Raw genomic sequence first — 19,407 nt, 5'->3', positions numbered from 1 at the left:
AGAACTTAGCTGGCAGCTAGAACAGGGCAGGTTATGGCTTATTCTGTTCTCTTCTCTGGTTTCAGGGGTATTTTTTGAATCAGACCCTTGCTAGTTTGCTTAATTGTTGCCCAGGAGCGCCCGTCATGATTAATGCCAATGCCTTGTTGAATGTGCTTCAGAACTTTGTAACGGGGACCTCCGACGTGCAGGGAGCAGTGCTGGTGACGCCAGATGGTTTGCCCTTGGCTGCATCGCTGCCCGGCGGGATGGATGAGGAGCGCACTTCGGCGATGTCGGCAGCGATGCTCTCCTTGGGAGAACGGATTGGCTCAGAATTGGCGCGAGGCAATGTCGAGCGGATTTTTGTGCAGGGGGAGAAGGGTTACGGCGTTCTGGTGAGCTGTGGTTCTGAGGCAGTATTGTTGGTGCTGGCTTCAGCCGCTGCTAAGCAAGGGTTGCTGTTTTTGGAGATTAAGCGAGTTGCTGGTGACTTGACCGCAATGTTGGGGTAAGGTAGCCGCCCCTGCCATAGCAAGATCTCTGCCATAGCAAGACCGGTCAGCCCAAAGCACGTTTTAAGAAAGGAATGCGTGAAATTACCAGATAGTCCAACAGCAGCACCGCCAACAGCGAAAGACCAACCAAAGGAAAGAGCACACCCAGAATTGCAATGATCACCACAGCTTGCTTCCACAGAGGCAAGTTTTTGGGCATGGGTGGAGCGCCCAACTGGCCTAGCGGGCGGCGCTGCCACCACATCACAAGCCCTGTTAAAGACAAACCAATCACCACCAGACAGGTAAACAGCATTAGTAGCTGATTGAGCAGGCCAAAGTACCTGCCCTCATGCACCGCAATGCCTAACTCAACCGCCCTGGGTACCACCCCGTACTGCGCCCAACGCACCTCATTCAGCACCTTGCCGCTGTACTGGTCAATGTGCAGCGTTACCTGCTCGGCAGGGTTGTTGGGAGCTGCGGAAACCGTATAGACGCCCTCTGGATCCGTTGGCAGACTCACCTTGAAACCAGCGGGAACCCCCTTAGCTTGTGCCAACGCGACCACTGAATCCAAGTTGACCGGTGTACCGGATGGAATGCCATCGGGCGCTACAACCGAATTGCTTGTTGGGTGTTGCATGAGGCCCTGATGAGCCTCATGCCCAGACGAGTCTGACTGCGGTATCGGCAACTTCTCCACAGCCCAAGGCACGCGCTTGTCTCCACTCTGATTCAGCGAACCAGTGAGCAGTGTTGATTTTGGAAAGTTGTCCAACACCTGCGCCGGATAGCGACTCCAGATATTTGCAAACTGCTCACCCCAAAAGCCCGACCAGGGCAAGCCTGTCAGAATCATAAAAACCACCAGCAGCGAACCGTAAAAACCGGGCACAACGTGCAAATCCCGCCAAAAAACGCGCCGGTCCTGACTGTTGAGCCGCGGTAAGAGCGTTCCCCAAAGCAGTGAACCCTTGCGTGGCCACCAGAGGTACAGGCCCGTGATCATTAGCACTAAACCCCAACAGGCCGCTAACTCGATCATCCGGTCGCCGATCACGCCAAGCATCAACTCGCCGTGCAGCTTGCGAGCATAAGCCTGAAGGTTGTGCGTCTCATCGCGGTTCCCCAACAGATTGCCATTGGCCGGATTCACAAACACCGTCAGTTCGCGCCCATCCTGAGTGGTCAGGCCAACTTCAGCGCTGCGCTCTGGTGTCTCAGCGGGACGAAAAGTTGACAGCTCTGCGCCAGGGTAAGCACTGCGAACGGCCTCAAGCTGCTCAACTTGGGACAGTGCTGGGCTAGTTGGCGGCACAAACATCAAGTTGTGGTACATCCAGCCATCCAGTTGCGGCTTGAACAGGTAGATGCTGCCGGTAATTGCCAACATCACCATGAACGGAGCGACCAACAGGCCAGCGTAGAAATGCCAGCGCCACACTACGCGATAAAAGTAGCTCGCCGACACGAGTTGGTCAGGCTTGGTAGGCATAGTTCTGGCTCCTTGGCTCCACGGTTCGCAGAAAAACACAGCAATATCCCCCGTGCAGCAAGCCTGACGGGGCATCCTAACCTAAGCTTCCAGTAAGAGGAGAGTTAAGTCATCACTAACCTTCCTCTTACTGGAGAGATTTGTCAAGCCAAGAGTTTCACCGCGCGGGCTGTCTGCCTGCAAGCGGCTTGGCTCAGGGGTTTAGCGGAGCTAGCTAACTGCCTTGATGGAGCGAAAAGTACATCCCCGTCACCACCAACGCGTTATTCAACCCGTGTAGCAGTATGGCTGGATAGATACTCTTGTAGCGCTCTGTAACTAGGGCCAGCGCTATGCCCAAATTGAACAGAAACGGCCACAGCACTGGGATAAAATGAATCGAAGCAAAGATGCCTGCCGAGAGCAGAACGGCATTGGAGCGGCTGGTTCTGCTGCGCAGATAAGGGTAGAGCATGCCCCGAAACAGAATTTCCTCAACAATCGGCGCTGCCACCGCGACATGGGGAAACAACCAGCCCAAATCGCTCAGGGTCATGACACCGCCTGGCGCGAAACTCTCCTTTTGTGGATTATTGATTGGCCCAAGCAGACGAGTCATCACGAGCGTCAACCCAACATTGACCGCAAGAACAGCGAGCATTACTGGCAACACTGCTAGCAGTCCCTTCACGCTCACCGGACGTAAACCTACCTCCTGCCACTGCGCTCGATAACGCCGCAAAACGAAATACCAGGCTGAGCCCAGCAGCCCAAAGTAGGTGCTCAGAATCGCGAGATTGACTGCCACCCGCCTGGGAACTTCGAGCAGGTCGGAGCTGGCCAGCGCCTTCGCACCAAACAACACCGTCGCCACCAGCATCAAACTCAGGACCAAGCCGCCCAAGATAGTTTTGAGCAGGTCCCAAGCGTTCCAGGGGGGTCGGATATCAAGAAATTCAGAGCCAAACTCAGGGGCAGGAAACTCAGGAGTAGCTGGCATGTGCTCCGAACCTGCGCGAAAGAGCTGCCACCCAGTGTGCCTCAACTAGCTGACTGGCTACCAGGCTATTGGGCTGGTTAGACGAGCATTGCAAACCTGCTGGGACACTAGCCCATAGCGATGCTTTTAGTCATGCTTTTGAGGTGAATAAGCCTGGCTTGCAAAACTCAGTGGCTTGCAAAAATTAGTGCAGTAATGAGCCAAATATCGCAGTAAGCCCTGGAACTAATTTCGCAAGGTTTAGGTGCCTGCTATGACCCCAAAAATTAAAGCAACTGCAATGACCAACACAATCGGAATCGCAACAATCAGTCCATTGGGACCGAATTGTAGCTTTTGTCCATCTGCTTTCAGCAAGGCAATAAAAGCAATTCCCGCCATCACGACCCAAAGCAAACCAAAGCCCAGAAAAATTGCGTAAGTAGAGTCATCCATCGTGCTTTCCCTCAATTGCTTAAATGGCGCCCGGCCCCCGCTCACTTATATTATTGGCTCGACTAAAAGTTGAAACCAGGCAAGATCATTCAAGTAAGTGGCCACTTAAGCAACTTCAGTCTGGAAGACCTCCTAGCAAGGAACCAAACTGCTAGGAAAGCGCTGAGCTAGGGGCTTGAGAATTGGGCAGGCTTTGGCGGTGTCTTGCATCATCTCCAGGTTGTTCCAGGAGAACGGCGTACTTTTCTCAGCTGACATCCACAGCAGGCGCTTGGCCCGCGTCATGGCTACGTAGAGCAAGCGAAACTCCTCGGCGGCCTTCAGCTCACCGGCCCGTCGCCAAGCTTCACCCACTGAGGGAACCTCATCGCCATGCACATAAGCCCGAATCTGTGCTCGGGCCACTTCTGGCAAGGTAAAGTCCCCCAAGAATTGAGCACTGGCGGGCACGTAAGGCTGACCGGGAATCAGGCGCTCATGCAGGAACGGAATGAAAACGTAATCCCAGTCCAGTCCCTTGGCCTTGTGCATAGTGATCACGGTGAGTTGGCCGGGGCGAATGTAGCGCACCTCCGGGTCTTCCACCTCCACCGCCTCAAAGTTTTCCGACAACACAATGTCGTTGAGCACGCCAAGCACAGCGTTGAGACTGGGATGAGCACCCTGGCTGTAGACCTGCTGCACAATGCGCTCGGTCAGCTTGTCGGCAGTAGCCAACTCCGAGGCATCGTAGCCTAGTGCCAGCGCCACAAAAGGAATCAAGTTGAACAGTGGCAACTCTAGGCGTGCCCGCAGCAACCCTGCACACTTGCGTCGAATTTGAGCTTGGGTTGCCGAGAGGGCAGGGTCTAGAGGCCCCGGATAGAGAAAGCGCTCAGGGTCAACTGCTAGGGCATTGAGATCTTGACTGGGAATCAGCTGCCGCTCTAGCAACACACTCAGCGCGTTTTTGAGATTGTCGGGCGAGTGAGGGCGATTGATGAACTGCAACAGCGCTAGCATCTGCGCTGGAACGCGCGAACGCCGCTCCCGCTGCTCGGTGTCATAGACGACAATACCGTGGTCCTTTTGCAAGAACTGCAACTGCTCGCACAGAAAGCGGCTCTGGTTGTGTTGGCGCACTAGTACGGCGGCGGTGCGGTCCGGGTTGGCCTTCAGCAATTCCAGTGCCCGAGCACCCAACAGTTGGGCACTGTGGTAAATGTCGCGTGGGGCCAGTAACTCTAGGCCTCGGCCTTCGGGGGCTGGGTTGGCATCGGCTTGCGGGTCACCGGCATCGACGGATTGGATCTGCTGGGGACGGAAGGCCCGCTCACGCCCCACCAACGAAGACTGATTGACCCAATTCAAGACAAAATTGGCCGCGTCGATAATGATGCGACTGCTGCGTCCGGCTTGATCCAGGATGGCTAAGCGCTCTGAGCTGCCGCACTGGTCGCAAAAATCGTTGAAGAACCGGGGATCTGCGGGTGTAAAAGTGGAGTTAATTGCCTGATTTGGGTCGCCCACCCGCACCAGATTGCTGCCGTCTGTCTCGCTCTGACTCAAGATTTCCAGCAGGCGGGTTTGTAGCGGTGAGGAGTCTTGGGCTTCATCCTCAAAAACGGCAAACACCCGTTCTTGCCAGATCTGCCGCGCCACTGGATCCTCCAGCACCCGCAGCGCACCCAAAATCATGTCGTCGTAATCGATGGCATTGGCTGCTCGCAAAATGCGCTCGTAGCGTTCGTACAGCCCTGCTGCCACTCCCAACACCGAAAACTCTACTTCCTCAGAAACCTGACGAGAGATCTCACGCACTTGGTTAGGACTCAGGCCGGAACTGCGGGCTTCCTGCACCACCTCCTGCGCTAGGGCGGGCAGGATTTCGCTCCGCAGAATGAATTGCCGCCGTTGCCGCTCGGTTTCTTCGCCATCGAAGGCGCGGCCCTCGATCAAAAGCTGGAAGGGCTGGGGATTTTCGGCGATCCACTGGTCCACTGCCTGGCGCAGAAAGCGGGCCTTCTGGCTGGGTTGGAGCACTGCCTTCAGGTCAGCGCGCACACCTGACAGTTCCGGCTGGCTACCGGCGATATTCAGGGCTAGGCCGTGCAGCGTATTTACTAGAAAGCTACCTTGAGGCAGCCCTAGCTCGCGTAAATGGCTACGAATTTTGGCCCGAATGCTAGCTACGGCTGAGCGCGTGAAGGTGACTACGACTAACTGTCGCCGCCGGTTCAACTGATGACGAGCAATCACCAGCGCCGCCGCTCCGGCCATGCCAGTAGATTTGCCTGCTCCGGGCACCGCTGAAACAGCCAAAGGCCCAGCTTGCCAGTCTGCAATCACCTGCTGACCCGGACGTAAGCGGTTACGAATGGCTTGAAGTTTAGGCTCTAGAGGAGCGCTGAAAAAAGGCTCAGTTGTCAGCACAAAGGGCAAGGGGGCAACCTGCCTCTTTAGGGTAGCTGAAACGGGCAAAAATCGGCTTAGCAGGTTCTAACTTGCACTGCATAATTCAGCTTAAATTCAGTTTGAGAGGGTGAGATTACTAGAGCAACTTTCCGGCTAGCAGGCGACCTAGTTCGAGACTGAGCACGCCTAAAATTGCACTACCTGCCCAATAGAACAAGGTCACACTCCAACTGCTGCTGCGTATGAGGTTAGCTGTGTCTAAACCGTAGGTTGAAAAAGTCGTGTAAGAGCCCAAAAATCCGACTGCGATTAACAAGCGAACTTCGGGTGAAACCAGCGCAGCTCGCTCTACAGACAATGTGGAAAAAAAGCCCATGAGCAGACAGCCGCTGAGATTGATTACGAAGGTGCCGTAGGGAAAGGCAAGACCAAAATGTTTGGTAAACCATAGACCGAGATAGTAGCGGCTCAGGGCTCCGCCAATGGCACCCAAGCTAACAGCAAGCAGGTTGCGAATTGGGGGCTGGATTAGAACTGCTGGTACCAGACTTGGCACGACGGTTAATAGCTGAATCCATCGACTAAAGCCCATCTGCACTCCTGACTTTGCTGGTGAGTTTTGCTGCCAATTTTGTTCTACTCCGCAGACCCACGGGCTCAGAACCAGGGTTGCTAAGTACCAAAATGATGGCTGCTGTAGGGCAGTGTCTTGTACCTGCCCTGCACCTGTCCTGCCAATCCTGGGGGCAATTGTCAGAGAATGCCAATAGAGCAGCCTGGCAGGGCCTAACCAAGGCTTAGCCTTTCTGTTTGCTGGCCTGTTTGCTGGTCTATTTGCCGTATGATGCAAGGCATGGCAACTGATGAGTTGATCACGATCACGGGTGATGATGCCGTTCTTGCTCACCTGCTAGCAGACCTCGATGGCGAATTTGGTGCAAACCGAATCAGCAGCATTGAGGACGATCAAGCGGTTAGTAGTATTTTGATCCGAGGCGTTAATTTAACGCGGCTGATGACGCGGTTGATCGAGTTCAGCCGAGAGCTGCGCCTGGGGCCAGTTCTCCCGTTCCAGCATTTGGATTTCAGCTTGAGCATTGAGACGGCTGGCTTTAGCATTCTCTTCAAATCCAGCCCTCCCTGAACTTGATTCAAATTTGGTAATTCAAATTTGGTAATTCAAATTTGATAACTCAGAGCTGAGGTGAAAGCTAGCGCCAACCTCTATTACCAAAGGAGGAGTTAGCTGCTCCAGCTTAGATTTCGGTTCGCTATGAACGGTTAGTGCTGTAAAAGGAGCGCTAGTGTAGGTGATTAGTTCAGTGCTATGCTTACGGACTCCGCTCCGCTTTGGAGCGGTTTTTATTGGTCATCTACCGGTGTTGGAATCTTTTAGACTCTAGGGGATGGACCATCCAGCAATTTGCCATGACCCTGACTTCTCCAGAAGGCTACTCGCTGCTTCCCCAACTAGCGGTCGAGGAGCCTCCGACCTCTGATATTCGCCTCTTGGTCCTCGATATTGATGGCACGATCGCTGGTGTTTCTAACCAGATTCGAGAGCCGGTCAAACAAGCGGTCCAAGCAGCTCAAGCTAAAGGTGTACTTGTTGCCATTGCCACTGGTCGGATGTACCACTCGGCAGTTCGCTTCCACCGTGAGCTGAACTGTGATTTGCCCCTGATGGCCTACCAGGGAGCTTTGATCCAAGATCCAGTCACCAACAAAATTTATCGCCACTGGACCGTACCAATGGAGCGAACTCTAGCGTTGCTCGATCACTTCGATGCTTCCCCATTTAGAGCTGAGCTGTCGGTCCATCTCTACATCAACGATCAGCTCTACATTCGCGAGCTAACCCCGGCCAGTGCCCTTTATGCTGAGCGCTCAGGCGTTACGCCGATCATCGTGGGCGATCTGCGCCGGGCTCTAACTCAAGACCTCAAAACCGAACCGACCAAAGTTCTCGCCCTCAGCGACAACGTTCCCCTGATCAGCGAACTACTCTCGGCATTGCAACAGCGCTATACCCCCGCCGAACTCTACCTCACCAAGTCGGTGGCCACCTTCTTTGAAGCAGCCAATCCTCTGGTGAACAAAGGGACTGCCGTCAAAGCGCTGGCCGAAGACGTACTGGGTTTGCGCGCCGATCAGGTGATGGCGATTGGCGACAACTTTAACGATGTCGAGATGCTGCAATACGCGGGTATCGGCGTCGCTATGGGCGAAGCACCGCTAGAAGTTCAGGCGTTTGCGGACTGGGTTGCACCGGGAGTTGAGGAAGATGGGGTAGCGGCGGCGATCGAGTCGTTTGTGCTCTAGCGCTTTCAGACCCAGGCCAGACTTGAATCGGTGGTACCGGATAGGGACTAGCTCCAAATTAAGGACTAGGCAGTACGCTCCAGTTGCCAGAGCAGTTGATTGCCCTCGCGGCGCACACGGGTCACTACCCAGTTGCGCCAAGTCCATTGGTCGCCCCGGCTGGTGACGGCGCTGGGGTTCACATCCATGAGGTCGGCCAACTCAGAGCTGGTGATCAGGTAACCCTGAGAGGCAATTTCGTCAGCTAGTTGTAAATTGTGCGCCAGAGCCTGAAGGCGCTGAATGCGCAGCTCATCTGGCCTGTCCGACTCCGGAGGCGGCAAGGGGATATCGGTCATGTTGTAACCTGGCTTACAGAATGAGCGCTCTTCCGGATTTTAGCCCGTCAGGAGGCGATGACTTGCGTAAGTTTCGGTGAGCGCTGCTGAGCGAACGCTGCCGCAATGGCATCCGCTCGTTCGTTGCCCACGTCGCCCGCATGCCCCCGCACATACTGCCAATTCACCACACTGGGCGTGTATAGAAAATCTAGCTGCCGCCAGAGGTCTTCGTTTTTTACCGGCTTACCGTCTGCTGTCTTCCAGCCGCGCTTTTTCCAGCCAGAAATCCACTTGGTAATGCCGTTCCTCAGATACTCGCTGTCGGTGTAGAGGGTGATCCGCTCGGTCTGAGGATGGGCCTGAAAGAACTCCAGCGCCGCAATGGCCGCTTGCATCTCCATGCGGTTGTTAGTCGTGTTGGCTGCTGCACCGCCTAGCTCGTGGCTGCTGCCGTCCTGGAAATACACCACTACTCCCCAGCCGCCCGGCCCGGGATTGCCAGAGCAAGCGCCATCGGTATACATGGCCTTGACGATTTTGGCGCTGGGATCTCCCCCGGCCCCCTTCCCTGCAAGGGAAGGGGGGGGGTTAAAGTCCTGCTGGTCTGGCTCCTGACGCTTAGTGTCTTTGCCCTTAGCCACAGGACTTGTGACGACAGGGCTCGCTTCGGCTCCCCTCTCCGTGCCGGGGAGAGACTGGGGAAGGGGGTCTCGTCCGCGCACAATCTCCACGGCAATTTCGCCAGCAAAGCCTGGAATCGGCGTGTTGAGCTTGGTGACTTTGACCCGCACCTGCTGCACCCGTGACTCGGCCAGCAGCTTTTGGGCCAGCACGGTGGCGAGTTTTTCCAGCAGAGCGAACCGAGCTGTGGCGATGGTGTCCTGGATGGCTGCGACTGCGTAGCGATAGTCGAGAGCATCATCAAGGGCGTCAGTTTCACCAGGGCGGCTCACATCCAACCAGAGGCTGGCATCGACCTGGAACCACTGCCCCAAAGCCTGCTCCTCAGGCAAAGCGCCAATATGGCCGTAGCCGCGAACGCCCGTGAGATGAATACAGTCGAGATTATTCAAGGGGTAGGTCTCGGTGAGTGAACGGGCGGGGAGTGCCGCCAGTATAGGGAGCAACGGTGTGGCCCTGTCCTATCAGTTGGTAGCGGTAAGTGACCAGCCCTTCCAAGCCCACCGGACCGCGAGGTGGCAATTTCTGGGTGCTGATGCCGACTTCAGCACCAAAGCCATAACGGAAACCATCAGCAAAGCGGGTCGAGCAATTGTGGAATACTCCCGCCGCATCGATTCGGGCCAGGAACGTTTGGGCTGCTGTGCTGTCTTCCGTGACAATCGCTTCGGTGTGGCGCGAGCCGTAGGTGTTGATATGCTCCATCGCCTCGTCTAGCGAATCCACCACCTTCACCGCCAGAATCAAATCGGAGTATTCAGTTGCCCAGTCTGCTTCAGTTGCTGGTAGTAGCGTAGGAACCAGGGCACGGCTTTGTTCGCAACCTCGCACTTCTACGTTCTGGGCTTGCAAGGCTGCAACCGCAGGCGCTAAGAAGGCAGGCGCAATGCCCCGATGCACGAGCAACGTTTCGATGGCATTACAGGCTGCCGGGTACTGCACTTTGGCATCGACGGTAATTTCGACCGCCTGCTGCACATTGGCTTGCGCATCTATATAGAGATGGCACAGACCTTCAGCATGGCCCAGCACCGGAATGTGCGTATTGTTCTGGATGTAACGCACAAAAGCATTGGAGCCGCGAGGAATAATCAAGTCCACATATTGATCCAGGCTCAGCAGGGTTTGAATCTCTTCGCGGGTGGTTAATAACTGCACAGCGGCAGCCGGCACCTGCGACTCAGCCAGAGCCTGATGAATCACTTGCACAATCGCTTCGCAAGAGCGCACTGCTTCTTTGCCGCCCTTGAGCAGCAGGCCATTGCCGGATTTAATTGCTAGCGCTGCAATCTGAGTCACGGCATCCGGTCTGGCTTCAAAGATTACGCCCACCACGCCTAGCGGCACGGTCAGCCGCTTGAGCACCAGTCCGGTGTCTAGTTCGCGGTGGATCTGCACTTGCCCTATAGGGTCCGCCAGCTTGGTCACATCTCGCACCCCAGCAATCATCCCCGCTAGCTTGCCAGGATCCAGCTTCAACCGTCCGTAGAGCGCCCGGCTCATCTCACCGCTCTCCACCAAAGGGGTTGCGGCTTTGAGGTCAGCAGCATTAGCCGCCAGAATCGCATCGGCTGATGCCTCTAGTGCCTGGGCAATGCGGTCTAAAGCCTGGTTGCGGCTCTCTATAGGCAACGTGCTCAAATCGGAAGCGGCAGACCGAACCGAGCGAGCAGTCTCCAGTAGAGAACGGGAGGCAGGGGTTGAGAGCGTCATAATCTGAGCGCGAGGATTTTAGAGGATCTATTGTGGCGTATTTCTGTGCTGGATTTCTCTAAGCAGCAGGGTGACCGAATAGTTAAGACCTGAAGCTACAGTGAGAACCCGCCAGCCAAAATAAGCTAGCCAAAACAAGCTAAACCCAGCAAACGAGCCAAAACAAACGAACCAGAACAAACGAGGCCAAGCAAACGAACAAGAACAAACGATAAAGGGCAGACCCTTCGGTCCACCCTTATCATTTCAGATTGGTCGTAACTCATGGGTCACGGCTCAATGCCATTAAGCAATTAAGCGCGGGCGGACGTGAGTTGCGAGGTAGCTTCGGCGGGAGCGATCAGGCGCTCGTAGGTCGCGCGCATCTTCAAGCCAACAATGACCTGGAACAGGCCAGTGCCGTTGTTGGAACCGGGGTAACCGGGGTGCTTGAGCAGCAGTTGAGTCATTTCGCCGTAGTGCTTGGTGGAGAGGTTGCTGAGGTGGTTCTCCAGGTAGATCACTTCTTCCAGCTTGTCGAACTGACCATCAACTTCGAGCACCGAGACGCTCTGGCCATGATAGACATCTGGGCCATAGAACATCTTGATGCCAGGGTAGGAGCAAGTGAGCTTGCGTCCGCAGGGGGTCCAGTGAATGGTGGAGCCCTCATCGAACAGGTAAGCCGGTTCAAAGCCTTCAATGCCGTCGCGCTGAATCAGGCGAACCTTAAGCACTCTGCGCTCAGTGTCGTTCTTGATCAACTCGGTGGGCAGGATTTGGATGACCACATCCGCATGTTGCTTCTGGGGGTCAATATAGGCATCAAAGTCCGGCTTCCGGGCATTGATCGCCTGCATGACATCTTCCATGGAGTGACCCCGCTCGGCCATGTCCCGTTGGATCTTCCAGGCGACCTTCACTTCATCGCTCAGATCCAGGTAAACGCTGAAGTCTAGCAGCGAACGAACGCGCTCGTCGTAGAGGGGGTGCAAACCTTCGATAACCACAACACGGTTGGGCTCAACCCGCTCTGGAGGATCGAGCAGACCGGTTTCGTGGTTGTAGATTGGTTTGTCAATGGCAGTGCCTTCCTTCAGCGCCTTGATCTGCTCATACATCAGATCAAAGTTGTTAGCTTTGGGGTTGAGGGCGGTAATGCCTGTTTCCTTGCGCTGCTTACGGTCGAGGCTATGGTAGTCGTCGAGGCAAATCACGGTCATGAATTCCTCGCCGAACAGGTCGGTCAGGCGGCGCAGGAAAGTGGATTTACCGCAGCCAGAGTCCCCTGCGACTCCGATCAACACTACGCGGTCCGGCTTAGTGGTCATAAACTTTTCCCTCGACTGTGCGTTTACCATGTTCTGTGTGACTAGCTGACCGTGCCAGGGTCAGAAGCTGTTTCCCCAGTCTGGGGATGCTCTTCGAGTGAATCCACTCATCGAATCGCTATTTAGTAGCCTTAGTAGCCGGACCTCTGTCTTAGGACCAGCTATACCTATCCCCTGAGCATACAGCTACAGCTAGGTATTTAATACTAATTGTTACCGTAAATACTACCAGAAGCCTTAGTCCCCTTCAAGGCTCCGTTGACAAATTCGGCGACCGACGCAAGCTAAAGGAGGGATCTAAAGGACACATCTAAGGACGGTTCTAAAGAGCGAGACGGCGCGAAACTCCCGTTCTATACTTGTGGTACTGTTGATTACAATCCGTGAACCGCATCGTGATTGACAGTTTCCCATAGATGTGCTTGCTAGCATAAGTGGGCTCCGATAACCGCAACCCAATAGCGACGAATCTAATGGCTCAGGCGAAAGAGAAGTCTAAAAGCGATATTCCCGTAAATATTTATCGTCCCAACGCCCCCTTCGTTGGACGGTGCCTGCTCAACCAGAAGATCGTGGGTGAGCATGCCCCTGGCGACACTCGCCACCTGAAGTTTGACATCTCCGGCGGCGACCTGCGCTACCTAGAGGGTCAGAGTATCGGTATTGTTCCCCCTGGCACCGATGCCAAGGGTAAACCCCACAAGCTCCGTCTTTATTCGATTGCTTCGACTCGCCACGGCGATGACGGTGACGACAAGACCATCTCTCTGAGCGTCAAGCGCCTAGAGTACAAGAATCCCGAAAGTGGAGAAATGGTCTATGGCGTTTGCTCCAACTTCCTGTGCAATCTTCAGCACGGTGATGCGGTGCAAATCACGGGTCCCGTAGGCACCACCTTCCTGCCCCCCTCCGACCCCAAGGCCACGATCATCATGATCGCCACGGGCACAGGCATCGCTCCGTTCCGCGCCTTTCTGTGGCGCATGTTCAAGGAGCAGCACGAAGACTACCAGTTCCAGGGCAATGCCTGGCTGTTCTTTGGTGTACCGACCACAGACACTCTGCTCTACAAAGAAGAACTGGAGCGCTTGCAATACCAGCACAGCAACTTCCGCCTGGATTACGCTATCTCTCGGGAGCAAAAGACCGACGATGGCAAGAAGATGTACATCCAGAACCGCATGGCTCAATACAAAGAAGAGCTGTGGGGCCTGCTGCAAAAAGACAACACCTACACCTACATCTGCGGTCTGCGCGGCATGGAGGATGGCATCGACGAAGCGATGACCAGTGTGTGCAGCAAGGCTGGTGTGGAATGGTCCGACTTCCAAAAGGATCTCAAGAAGGCTGATCGCTGGCACGTCGAGACTTACTAGGTCTCTACTCAAGCTTGACTACTCAGACCTTAACTACTCAGACAGAGACCGCCCTAGGCGGTCTCTGTTTGTTTGAAGGGGTTTGTTTAAGGGGGCAAGTTTTGAGTGAGTTTGTCTGAGGGGCTATTGGCCGAACTTTATTGGCCAAATTCGAGGCGGGCCTGTTCCACAATTTCCACCGTTACGGTATCGGAGCCTGCTTCGCGGGTCAGTTGCTCAATGCGTTGTCGGGCTTGGGCACGGACAAAGAAGGGAATATTTTTGAGCTTGATTCTTGCGTCAGCGGTCCAGCTCAGTTCGTCAGCAGCAGAATAGTCAACCATGAGATGCCAAACCTGTGTTTGAGCGCGTGGACCTATCATCCAGCTTTTGTGGCAGACATGGCTAGGGCGGCAAATGGTCTTTCTCGCGGTTAGGGGATAATTGAGGGGCTTCTTTGGCTGCTGTACCTTTGGCTGTTTGCTTGTGAAATCTGCTAAGCCCCGTTATGCCTTTCCCCAATCGCTGTTGATCACCGCAGCGGGGGTGCTGCTGTTGCTCTCCACGGTGTTCTCCCAGTGCGTGCTGGTGGTGCCGCCAGGTTATCGAGCGGTGGTGTTCAACACCTTCAGTGGTTTGGAGGCTAAAGCCAGAGGTGAGGGGCTGCACCTGCTGCTGCCTTTGGTGCAATCGCCCATTCCATATGATGTGCGTTCGCAAACTTACACGATGTCGGCCAAGCAGCGCGAAGGCAATCTGGGCGGCGATGATGCCTTGCGGGTCCTTAGCTCAGATGGTCAGCAGATCTCGATGGATCTGTCGGTTCGCTTCTACGTCGATCCCGACAGCGTGTCGCAGCTGCACGCTAAGGTTGGCCCCAGCTATATCGACAAGGTGCTGCGGCCTGAGATTCGTGCTGTGGTGCGCAATGAACTGGCCCTACACCGCGCCATTGAGGTTTACTCGGGCGAACGCCGTGAGATTCAGGCCAACATCAAAAACGGCCTAAAGCAGATTTTGGCTGACAACAATCTGGTTTTGCAGGATGTGCTGCTGCGCAATGTGCAGTTTTCGCCGCAGTTCCAAAATGCGATTGAGCAGAAGCAGATCGCTGAGCAGCAGAAGGAACGCGAGCGCTTTCTGGTAGAGCGAGCTGAGTTAGAGAAGCAGCGCACAGTAATTGTGGCTGAGGGCGAAGCTGAGGCAATTCGACTTCAGGGGGAAGCCTTGCGTTCTAGCCCCGAGGTGATCCGGTTGGAGTATGCGCGCAAGCTAGCTCCCAATACTCGTGCTGTGATCACGAGTCAGAAAGAGTTTCTGGGCTCGGGGGCTCAGCAATAGGGATTGAGTGAGATAGCGGCTGGAGTGGCGGCTGGACTAGCGACGGAAGGTGGTTTCGCGGTCCTTGACATTGGAACCAGATTTGTAGACGGCGTTGGGGGGTTGTCGCTGGGCGAAGAACTTCACCAAGACGAACCCGGCAACAAAGCCGCCTGTGTGTGCCCAGTAAGCGACCCCACCCTGGTCAGCACCGGTATTCATGCCCAGGCTGCCCACGCTATAGAGCGCTTGCTGGAAGAACCACCAGACCAGGAAGAAGATTGCAGGCACGGTGAAGGGCAAGAAGATGAAGCCCAAAGGCAGCACGGCCTCAACTTTGGCTTTGGGATAGCTCAGCAGATAGGCCCCTAACACTCCGGCAATTGCACCACTAGCCCCGATGTTGGGCACGGTGGAACTAGGGTCGATGACAATTTGCGCGACGCTGGCAAGCGCGCCGCAGAGTAGATAGAACACGATGTAGCGACCGTGCCCCATCAGATCTTCGACGTTGTCCCCAAATACCCACAAAAACAGCATGTTGCCGAAGATATGGGCGAGTCCTCCATGCAAGAACATGGCGCTCAGAATCGGAATCGCTAGCGGTACAACGGCTAGCAAGTTGCCTGACACCAGGGCTTGAAAGGCTTGTACTTCTCGGGCTGGAATGATCGCAAAGGTGCCCAGGAAGGCGTCGAGCTGTCCCTGAAATTGCAAGGTCATTTCGTAGAGAAACAGCAAGACGTTGATGCCAATGATCAAGCGGTTGACCACAGGAGTCTGCCGGGTGGGGATGTTATCGCGAAGGGGGACCATGAGGGCAACTCGTATGCTGGCTTTTATACTCAACGCTAGAGGGACTCTCCCTGCTTGAGCAACCTGCCGCAGGCTGTAATTTGTCAGTGTTTGGTTATACATCAGGTTCCTGGGCCAGTTCCTAGGCAATCTAGAAATTGAGAGCTAGCACTCAGAACCCCACCGCCTACGGCTCGTCCCCTTAGCAAGGGGAGGTTGGGAGGGGTCAACGAGCTGCCTTTTAGGGTCTAGATTGAAGTGCTGTTTTGGAGTGCTCTTTGAATGAGCGCGGCAGACAAGTTGTGCAGAGTAACGCAGCGACCGGCATCGGTGAGGACTCGCAGACGCTCGATCCAATGCCCTGCTTCTAGAGGGATGAGCAGGCGGCTGATCTCGGGTTCTTTGAGGCCGCATTTGAGCACGAGCAGGGAGATGGGGACACTGGCCTTGAGTGAGCGGGGGTCGGTGTAGTTAGCGATGACTAGCAGGATCAGCTTGGACGGTGGCGAGAGGGTGAGTTCGCGCGTGATGTGATCCCAGAGTTGCAGGCGGAGTGGGGAGGGGTTCATAAGGGTTTAGGGGGGGTTTAGGAGTTGTACTGATTCTTTGAATGAGCGCTAGCAATCAGAACCCCACCGCCTACGGCTCCTGCCCTTGGCAAGGGGAGGTTGGGAGGGGTCCGATTAAAAGCTGGGATTAGGGACTCAGGTTGGCTTGGTGTTGCCGCCAGAGTTGGCGCAGGTAGGCGATGCTGTCTGGGGCGTAGGCGCAGCGTTGGATGTCGGCTTTGAGCAGTTGGCCGAGTTCTTGCAGGGCTTGGACGGTACTGCAGTGGTGGATGGCTTGGATGCAGGCTTTGAGCCAATGCAGCAGTTGGCGATAGCTAATGAATTGACCCCCGCGATCCCGGCGATGCACAAACAGCACATGCGCCCATTGCTCAAAGCGCAGAATCCAACTCTGAGGAATGCCTAAGAAGCGGGCGAGATCTTGCGGCGAGATCTGAAGCTTTTGGGGATCAATCACAGCAAAAAGATGGCGCATGGGGATGCAGTTGTGAAGGAGAAATTGCGTGTTTCAGGCCCCCCCGGCCCCCCAATTCTGGGGGGAGAAAGAGAGCGGTTTAGGGTTTAATTTCGTGACAAAAATCAGTTCCAGTTCCCCCCAGGATTGGGGGGTTAGGGGGGCCTTCCATACGGCCTCGGCTAGGGGCAGAGTTGTCCTGCCCGCACCGATAAACCGTCTTAAGGTTTAGCCACCCCGGTTCATTTGCCGTAGCAAGTCGGGGTGGCTAATGTGGGTGTTAAAATCACCCGTTAGCCGCCTGACTGGGCGAATACCAGTTGGGGGGTCAGTCACTCAGAGGTTGCTATAGCCTTTGAGTGGCGCTAAGTTTTTATGTCTGTGTTACTTAATCTCTCGTTGCCTGAAGCCTCCTGTTAAACGCTGGATGCAAGGTTATCAGAGCTTTAGTTGTTTAGGCAACAGTATTTAAAAAACTCTGCTAAAAGTACCCCAATGGGTGATGCTGGCCCTGCTTGGCTTGGTTAAAACAGGATTAGGGCAAGTCCAGATGCGCAGAGCCAACATTGCCATTGGACTTGCGAGAGCGGTAAGCGATTGCTCCAAGCATAATTCTGCAAGGACAATCCTACTTACGATATAGACGCGCGTAGCTCGTAGGGAGAAGTTAAGAGTACAAAACAGCTGCTTTTATTGGGAGGTAAAAAACCATGCTTAATCATCAAGAACTGTATGAGTTCTGGTGCCGCTCGATGGGAACCTGGACTTCGCCCCTATTAACTCTGCAACTCCGTTGGCTAGACAATCCAGAGTTGTTGCCGATTAGTGAAGCTCATCATCTGAGTGAACCTGAGTTCGGTATCAGCATGAGTTGGACTTACAACAAGAAAGCCGAAGCAGGACACATGGCCTGGATTGCAGATGCCAGTCACCCCAATGCCGTGTTTACAGACAAGAGTATCTGGGAAGACACACCGCCTTCTGTCTTCAACTACCAACTGTTCGCAGCTAAGCGGCTGGTGATGACCACTGGTGAATATGAGGAGACCGTCTTTCTGCAAAGCGACTCCCGCAGACTACGAGAGCAAAGATACGGTGGCAAGTTAATGAGACGCCTCTGGGAAGATAAAGTCGCCGTTGATATTCCTCAATGGCAGCTAAGAGCCTGCGCTTAAAGATCGCTTTCTCTAGCCTTTTCAGCAAACTCTAAACCCTAAGCAATCTCCCCTGCTGCTAATACCTGCTCGACAGTGATTGTCAGGTCAGGAAAGGTTTGCGAGATAAGTTTCTGCTCTCCAATAAAGACAGAATCCTCATACAGGCCTTCTTCTAGCAGCAAGACAGAAACTTTTGCTTCCAAGGGATCCACAATCCAATACTCAGGGATGTCTAGCGCTGCGTATTCTGTGCGTTTGTATCGGTAGTCACGCTTAATTGAATCGGGGCTAACCACTTCTATTGCGAGTAGGGGTGGGGTTTGAAACACTGCTGACTGATCAAGCAGTTCTCTGGCCTGCTCAATGGTGACAACACAGAGGTCACTCAATCGAGAGCGATTGCGACCTGTCCTAACGCCTGCCTCACGCAAACAGACCCAAGGCAAACCCAATCGTCTGGCTTCTGCCTCTAAAACACTTTCGAGAAACTTCGCAATTAGGAAATGTCGAACTGTCGATAAGTTCGTCGGTTCCAACCTGCCGCCCACCAACTCATATCGTTGGTCGGTGCCATCGTCATAGGCAAGATATTCTTCAAAGGTCAGCAAGCGTTCAGTTGTGCTGGCCATGCCGGTGTCACTTTCTGCGCCAGTGCTCTCAATAATAGCTGTTCAGGCTTCTGTGCTATTAGAGAGTTCGAGCTTGGGCAATTGCATTATTCGTCAGGTATATCTGCTCAGTCTAGGATGATCTCTCGGCTAATTGCTTCAGAAGAGAATTGAATTAGATCAGACTGAAGATAAAATTCGATTGCTTCGCGGTTATTTTCCAGTGCTTTTGGTTCTGTGCGTTCCGCTGAGGCGTATCCACGCAACTCTGGAGTCCAAACAGCCCAATTGTTGATTTCTGGTTCAGGCTCAAGAGCAATATGCCATTCCATTTTTGCCTCTCCTTACTTTGAAGTGAGCTGAGCCCTAATCTGGGAATTTGCATTTGACTTAAAGCTCTACATTCTCTCAGCAGTGTTTTCAGTCATGTTTTAGGATTAGCCCGTAGAGGCTCCTCCCTGGTAGGTCAGGGACGTAGGCTGGGCTGCGCTCCGCTCGTCATTGTATTGGCGCAGTTGCTCCTGTCAAAGGTTCCAGGCTGTCTCTGGGTCAGAACTTCATCTATGCTTGTTCTTACTTTTAAGTGAGCCCGTTTTTATCTGGAAATTTACATTTGACTTCAATTTCTAGATTGCTTTCGGCAGTGCCCTCGGTGATGAAGGGAATGCCAGCTTTGCCGCCAATTTTTAAGCCAAATTTGAGCGTGACTTCTTCAACTTGAGCTGTCCCAAAATCTTTGAAGGCACCAAGCGCGTAGGAAGCATAGCCTCGGATCATGTCGCGGGCTTGGCGCATCTTAACGACTGCATCTGTGCGAATCTCGCGAGAGCCTCGTTCATCCTCGGGGGCTTCCAATTCTGGTAGCTCGGAGGTTGTTTTGGATTCAATAAAAATCTCGTACTCTTTGCCGTCTTCGTCGGTGTAGAGCAAGCGCTGGACTTCGGACATTGGGGTTCTGGCAAATCTGCAACATGACGACGATAGCCTGTGCCAGTTACAATCCGCGCAAGTGTTCCCGCTT

At 54.3% G+C, this 19,407-nt stretch carries 22 protein-coding genes; 6 read left to right on the top strand and 16 right to left on the bottom strand.

Translation table 11 applies throughout. From position 1 onward, the window contains the following. The first annotated feature begins 125 nt into the window (after positions 1–125). Positions 126–494 carry a roadblock/LC7 domain-containing protein gene (locus H6F94_RS11660; RefSeq protein WP_190802377.1) on the top strand — a complete coding sequence of 123 codons (369 nt, stop codon included), beginning with the start codon at positions 126–128 and terminating at the stop codon, positions 492–494. 46 nt (positions 495–540) lie between these two features. On the opposite strand, the gene H6F94_RS11655 is transcribed toward H6F94_RS11660, so the two are convergent. From H6F94_RS11655 to crcB, 5 genes are all read right to left on the bottom strand, one after another. Continuing rightward, on the bottom strand, positions 541–1,974 hold the full coding sequence (locus H6F94_RS11655; RefSeq protein ID WP_190802376.1) for a PepSY-associated TM helix domain-containing protein: 1,434 nt from the start codon (positions 1,972–1,974) through the stop codon (positions 541–543). Between the two features lie 214 nt (positions 1,975–2,188). Beyond that, entirely contained in the window at positions 2,189–2,953 is a 765-nt protein-coding gene (locus tag H6F94_RS11650) for a CPBP family intramembrane glutamic endopeptidase (protein ID WP_190802375.1), read from the bottom strand. Positions 2,954–3,193: 240 nt separating this feature from the next. Continuing rightward, positions 3,194–3,388 carry a hypothetical protein gene (locus H6F94_RS11645; protein WP_190802374.1) on the bottom strand — a complete coding sequence of 65 codons (195 nt, stop codon included), beginning with the start codon at positions 3,386–3,388 and terminating at the stop codon, positions 3,194–3,196. A 132-nt stretch (positions 3,389–3,520) separates the two neighbouring features. Next, complete coding sequence (locus H6F94_RS11640) at positions 3,521–5,800, bottom strand: ATP-dependent helicase (protein ID WP_313949276.1); 2,280 nt, start codon at positions 5,798–5,800, stop codon at positions 3,521–3,523. 118 nt (positions 5,801–5,918) lie between these two features. Beyond that, positions 5,919–6,374 carry a fluoride efflux transporter CrcB gene (gene crcB / locus H6F94_RS11635; RefSeq protein ID WP_190802373.1) on the bottom strand — a complete coding sequence of 152 codons (456 nt, stop codon included), beginning with the start codon at positions 6,372–6,374 and terminating at the stop codon, positions 5,919–5,921. A gap of 261 nt (positions 6,375–6,635) precedes the next feature. Here crcB and H6F94_RS11630 point away from each other — a divergent pair, with 261 nt between their 5' ends. Next, entirely contained in the window at positions 6,636–6,926 is a 291-nt protein-coding gene (locus tag H6F94_RS11630; protein WP_190802372.1) for a hypothetical protein, read from the top strand. 284 nt (positions 6,927–7,210) lie between these two features. After that, the gene (locus H6F94_RS11625; RefSeq protein ID WP_190802371.1) at positions 7,211–8,104 is read left to right on the top strand and encodes a Cof-type HAD-IIB family hydrolase; all 894 of its coding nucleotides are present in this window, start codon (positions 7,211–7,213) and stop codon (positions 8,102–8,104) included. Between the two features lie 65 nt (positions 8,105–8,169). Here the strand turns inward: H6F94_RS11625 and H6F94_RS32275 are convergent, their stop codons facing one another. The 4 genes from H6F94_RS32275 to H6F94_RS11605 all read right to left on the bottom strand — a co-directional run bounded on the left by H6F94_RS32275 (position 8,170) and on the right by H6F94_RS11605 (position 12,128). Beyond that, entirely contained in the window at positions 8,170–8,442 is a 273-nt protein-coding gene (locus tag H6F94_RS32275; RefSeq protein WP_190802370.1) for a hypothetical protein, read from the bottom strand. A gap of 47 nt (positions 8,443–8,489) precedes the next feature. Next, positions 8,490–9,497, bottom strand: a complete 1,008-nt coding sequence (gene rnhA / locus H6F94_RS32270) for a ribonuclease HI (RefSeq protein WP_190802369.1) — start codon at positions 9,495–9,497, stop codon at positions 8,490–8,492. Further along, on the bottom strand, positions 9,490–10,818 hold the full coding sequence (locus H6F94_RS11610) for a glutamate-5-semialdehyde dehydrogenase (protein ID WP_190802368.1): 1,329 nt from the start codon (positions 10,816–10,818) through the stop codon (positions 9,490–9,492). The genes rnhA and H6F94_RS11610 overlap by 8 nt, the downstream gene beginning before the upstream one ends. 293 nt (positions 10,819–11,111) lie before the next feature. After that, entirely contained in the window at positions 11,112–12,128 is a 1,017-nt protein-coding gene (locus tag H6F94_RS11605) for a phosphoribulokinase (RefSeq protein ID WP_190802367.1), read from the bottom strand. A gap of 473 nt (positions 12,129–12,601) precedes the next feature. On the opposite strand from H6F94_RS11605, the gene H6F94_RS11600 reads away from it, so the two are divergent. Next, positions 12,602–13,504 carry an FAD-binding oxidoreductase gene (locus H6F94_RS11600; protein ID WP_190802366.1) on the top strand — a complete coding sequence of 301 codons (903 nt, stop codon included), beginning with the start codon at positions 12,602–12,604 and terminating at the stop codon, positions 13,502–13,504. A gap of 137 nt (positions 13,505–13,641) precedes the next feature. On the opposite strand, the gene H6F94_RS11595 is transcribed toward H6F94_RS11600, so the two are convergent. Next, positions 13,642–13,827: a PCP reductase family protein gene (locus H6F94_RS11595; RefSeq protein ID WP_190802365.1), complete on the bottom strand. Its 186-nt coding sequence runs from the start codon at positions 13,825–13,827 to the stop codon at positions 13,642–13,644. 142 nt (positions 13,828–13,969) lie between these two features. On the opposite strand from H6F94_RS11595, the gene H6F94_RS11590 reads away from it, so the two are divergent. Next, positions 13,970–14,824, top strand: coding sequence for a prohibitin family protein (locus H6F94_RS11590; RefSeq protein ID WP_190802364.1), 855 nt, complete (start codon positions 13,970–13,972; stop codon positions 14,822–14,824). Positions 14,825–14,860: 36 nt separating this feature from the next. Here H6F94_RS11590 and H6F94_RS11585 read toward each other — a convergent pair whose 3' ends face one another. The 3 genes from H6F94_RS11585 to H6F94_RS11575 all read right to left on the bottom strand — a co-directional run bounded on the left by H6F94_RS11585 (position 14,861) and on the right by H6F94_RS11575 (position 16,642). Next, positions 14,861–15,619, bottom strand: coding sequence for a rhomboid family intramembrane serine protease (locus H6F94_RS11585; RefSeq protein WP_190802363.1), 759 nt, complete (start codon positions 15,617–15,619; stop codon positions 14,861–14,863). Between the two features lie 227 nt (positions 15,620–15,846). Continuing rightward, entirely contained in the window at positions 15,847–16,167 is a 321-nt protein-coding gene (locus H6F94_RS11580) for a hypothetical protein (RefSeq protein WP_190802362.1), read from the bottom strand. A 127-nt stretch (positions 16,168–16,294) separates the two neighbouring features. Next, positions 16,295–16,642, bottom strand: coding sequence for an OB fold domain-containing protein (locus H6F94_RS11575; RefSeq protein WP_190802361.1), 348 nt, complete (start codon positions 16,640–16,642; stop codon positions 16,295–16,297). A 689-nt stretch (positions 16,643–17,331) separates the two neighbouring features. On the opposite strand from H6F94_RS11575, the gene H6F94_RS11570 reads away from it, so the two are divergent. Next, positions 17,332–17,796 (top strand): hypothetical protein, encoded by a 465-nt coding sequence (locus tag H6F94_RS11570; RefSeq protein WP_190802360.1) that lies wholly within the window; start codon positions 17,332–17,334, stop codon positions 17,794–17,796. Between the two features lie 38 nt (positions 17,797–17,834). Here the strand turns inward: H6F94_RS11570 and H6F94_RS11565 are convergent, their stop codons facing one another. From H6F94_RS11565 to H6F94_RS11555, 3 genes are all read right to left on the bottom strand, one after another. Continuing rightward, a complete protein-coding gene (locus H6F94_RS11565) occupies positions 17,835–18,407 on the bottom strand; it encodes a Uma2 family endonuclease (protein WP_190802359.1) in 573 nt (190 codons plus the stop codon). 107 nt (positions 18,408–18,514) lie between these two features. Next, positions 18,515–18,718: a type II toxin-antitoxin system HicB family antitoxin gene (locus H6F94_RS11560; RefSeq protein ID WP_190802358.1), complete on the bottom strand. Its 204-nt coding sequence runs from the start codon at positions 18,716–18,718 to the stop codon at positions 18,515–18,517. A gap of 247 nt (positions 18,719–18,965) precedes the next feature. Beyond that, positions 18,966–19,334 carry a CU044_2847 family protein gene (locus tag H6F94_RS11555; RefSeq protein ID WP_190802357.1) on the bottom strand — a complete coding sequence of 123 codons (369 nt, stop codon included), beginning with the start codon at positions 19,332–19,334 and terminating at the stop codon, positions 18,966–18,968. Positions 19,335–19,407 lie beyond the last annotated feature (73 nt).

It is taken from the genome of Leptolyngbya sp. FACHB-261 (genome assembly GCF_014696065.1).
Classification (GTDB): domain Bacteria; phylum Cyanobacteriota; class Cyanobacteriia; order FACHB-261; family FACHB-261; genus FACHB-261.
This window is presented reverse-complemented; position numbering and strand designations above follow the sequence as displayed.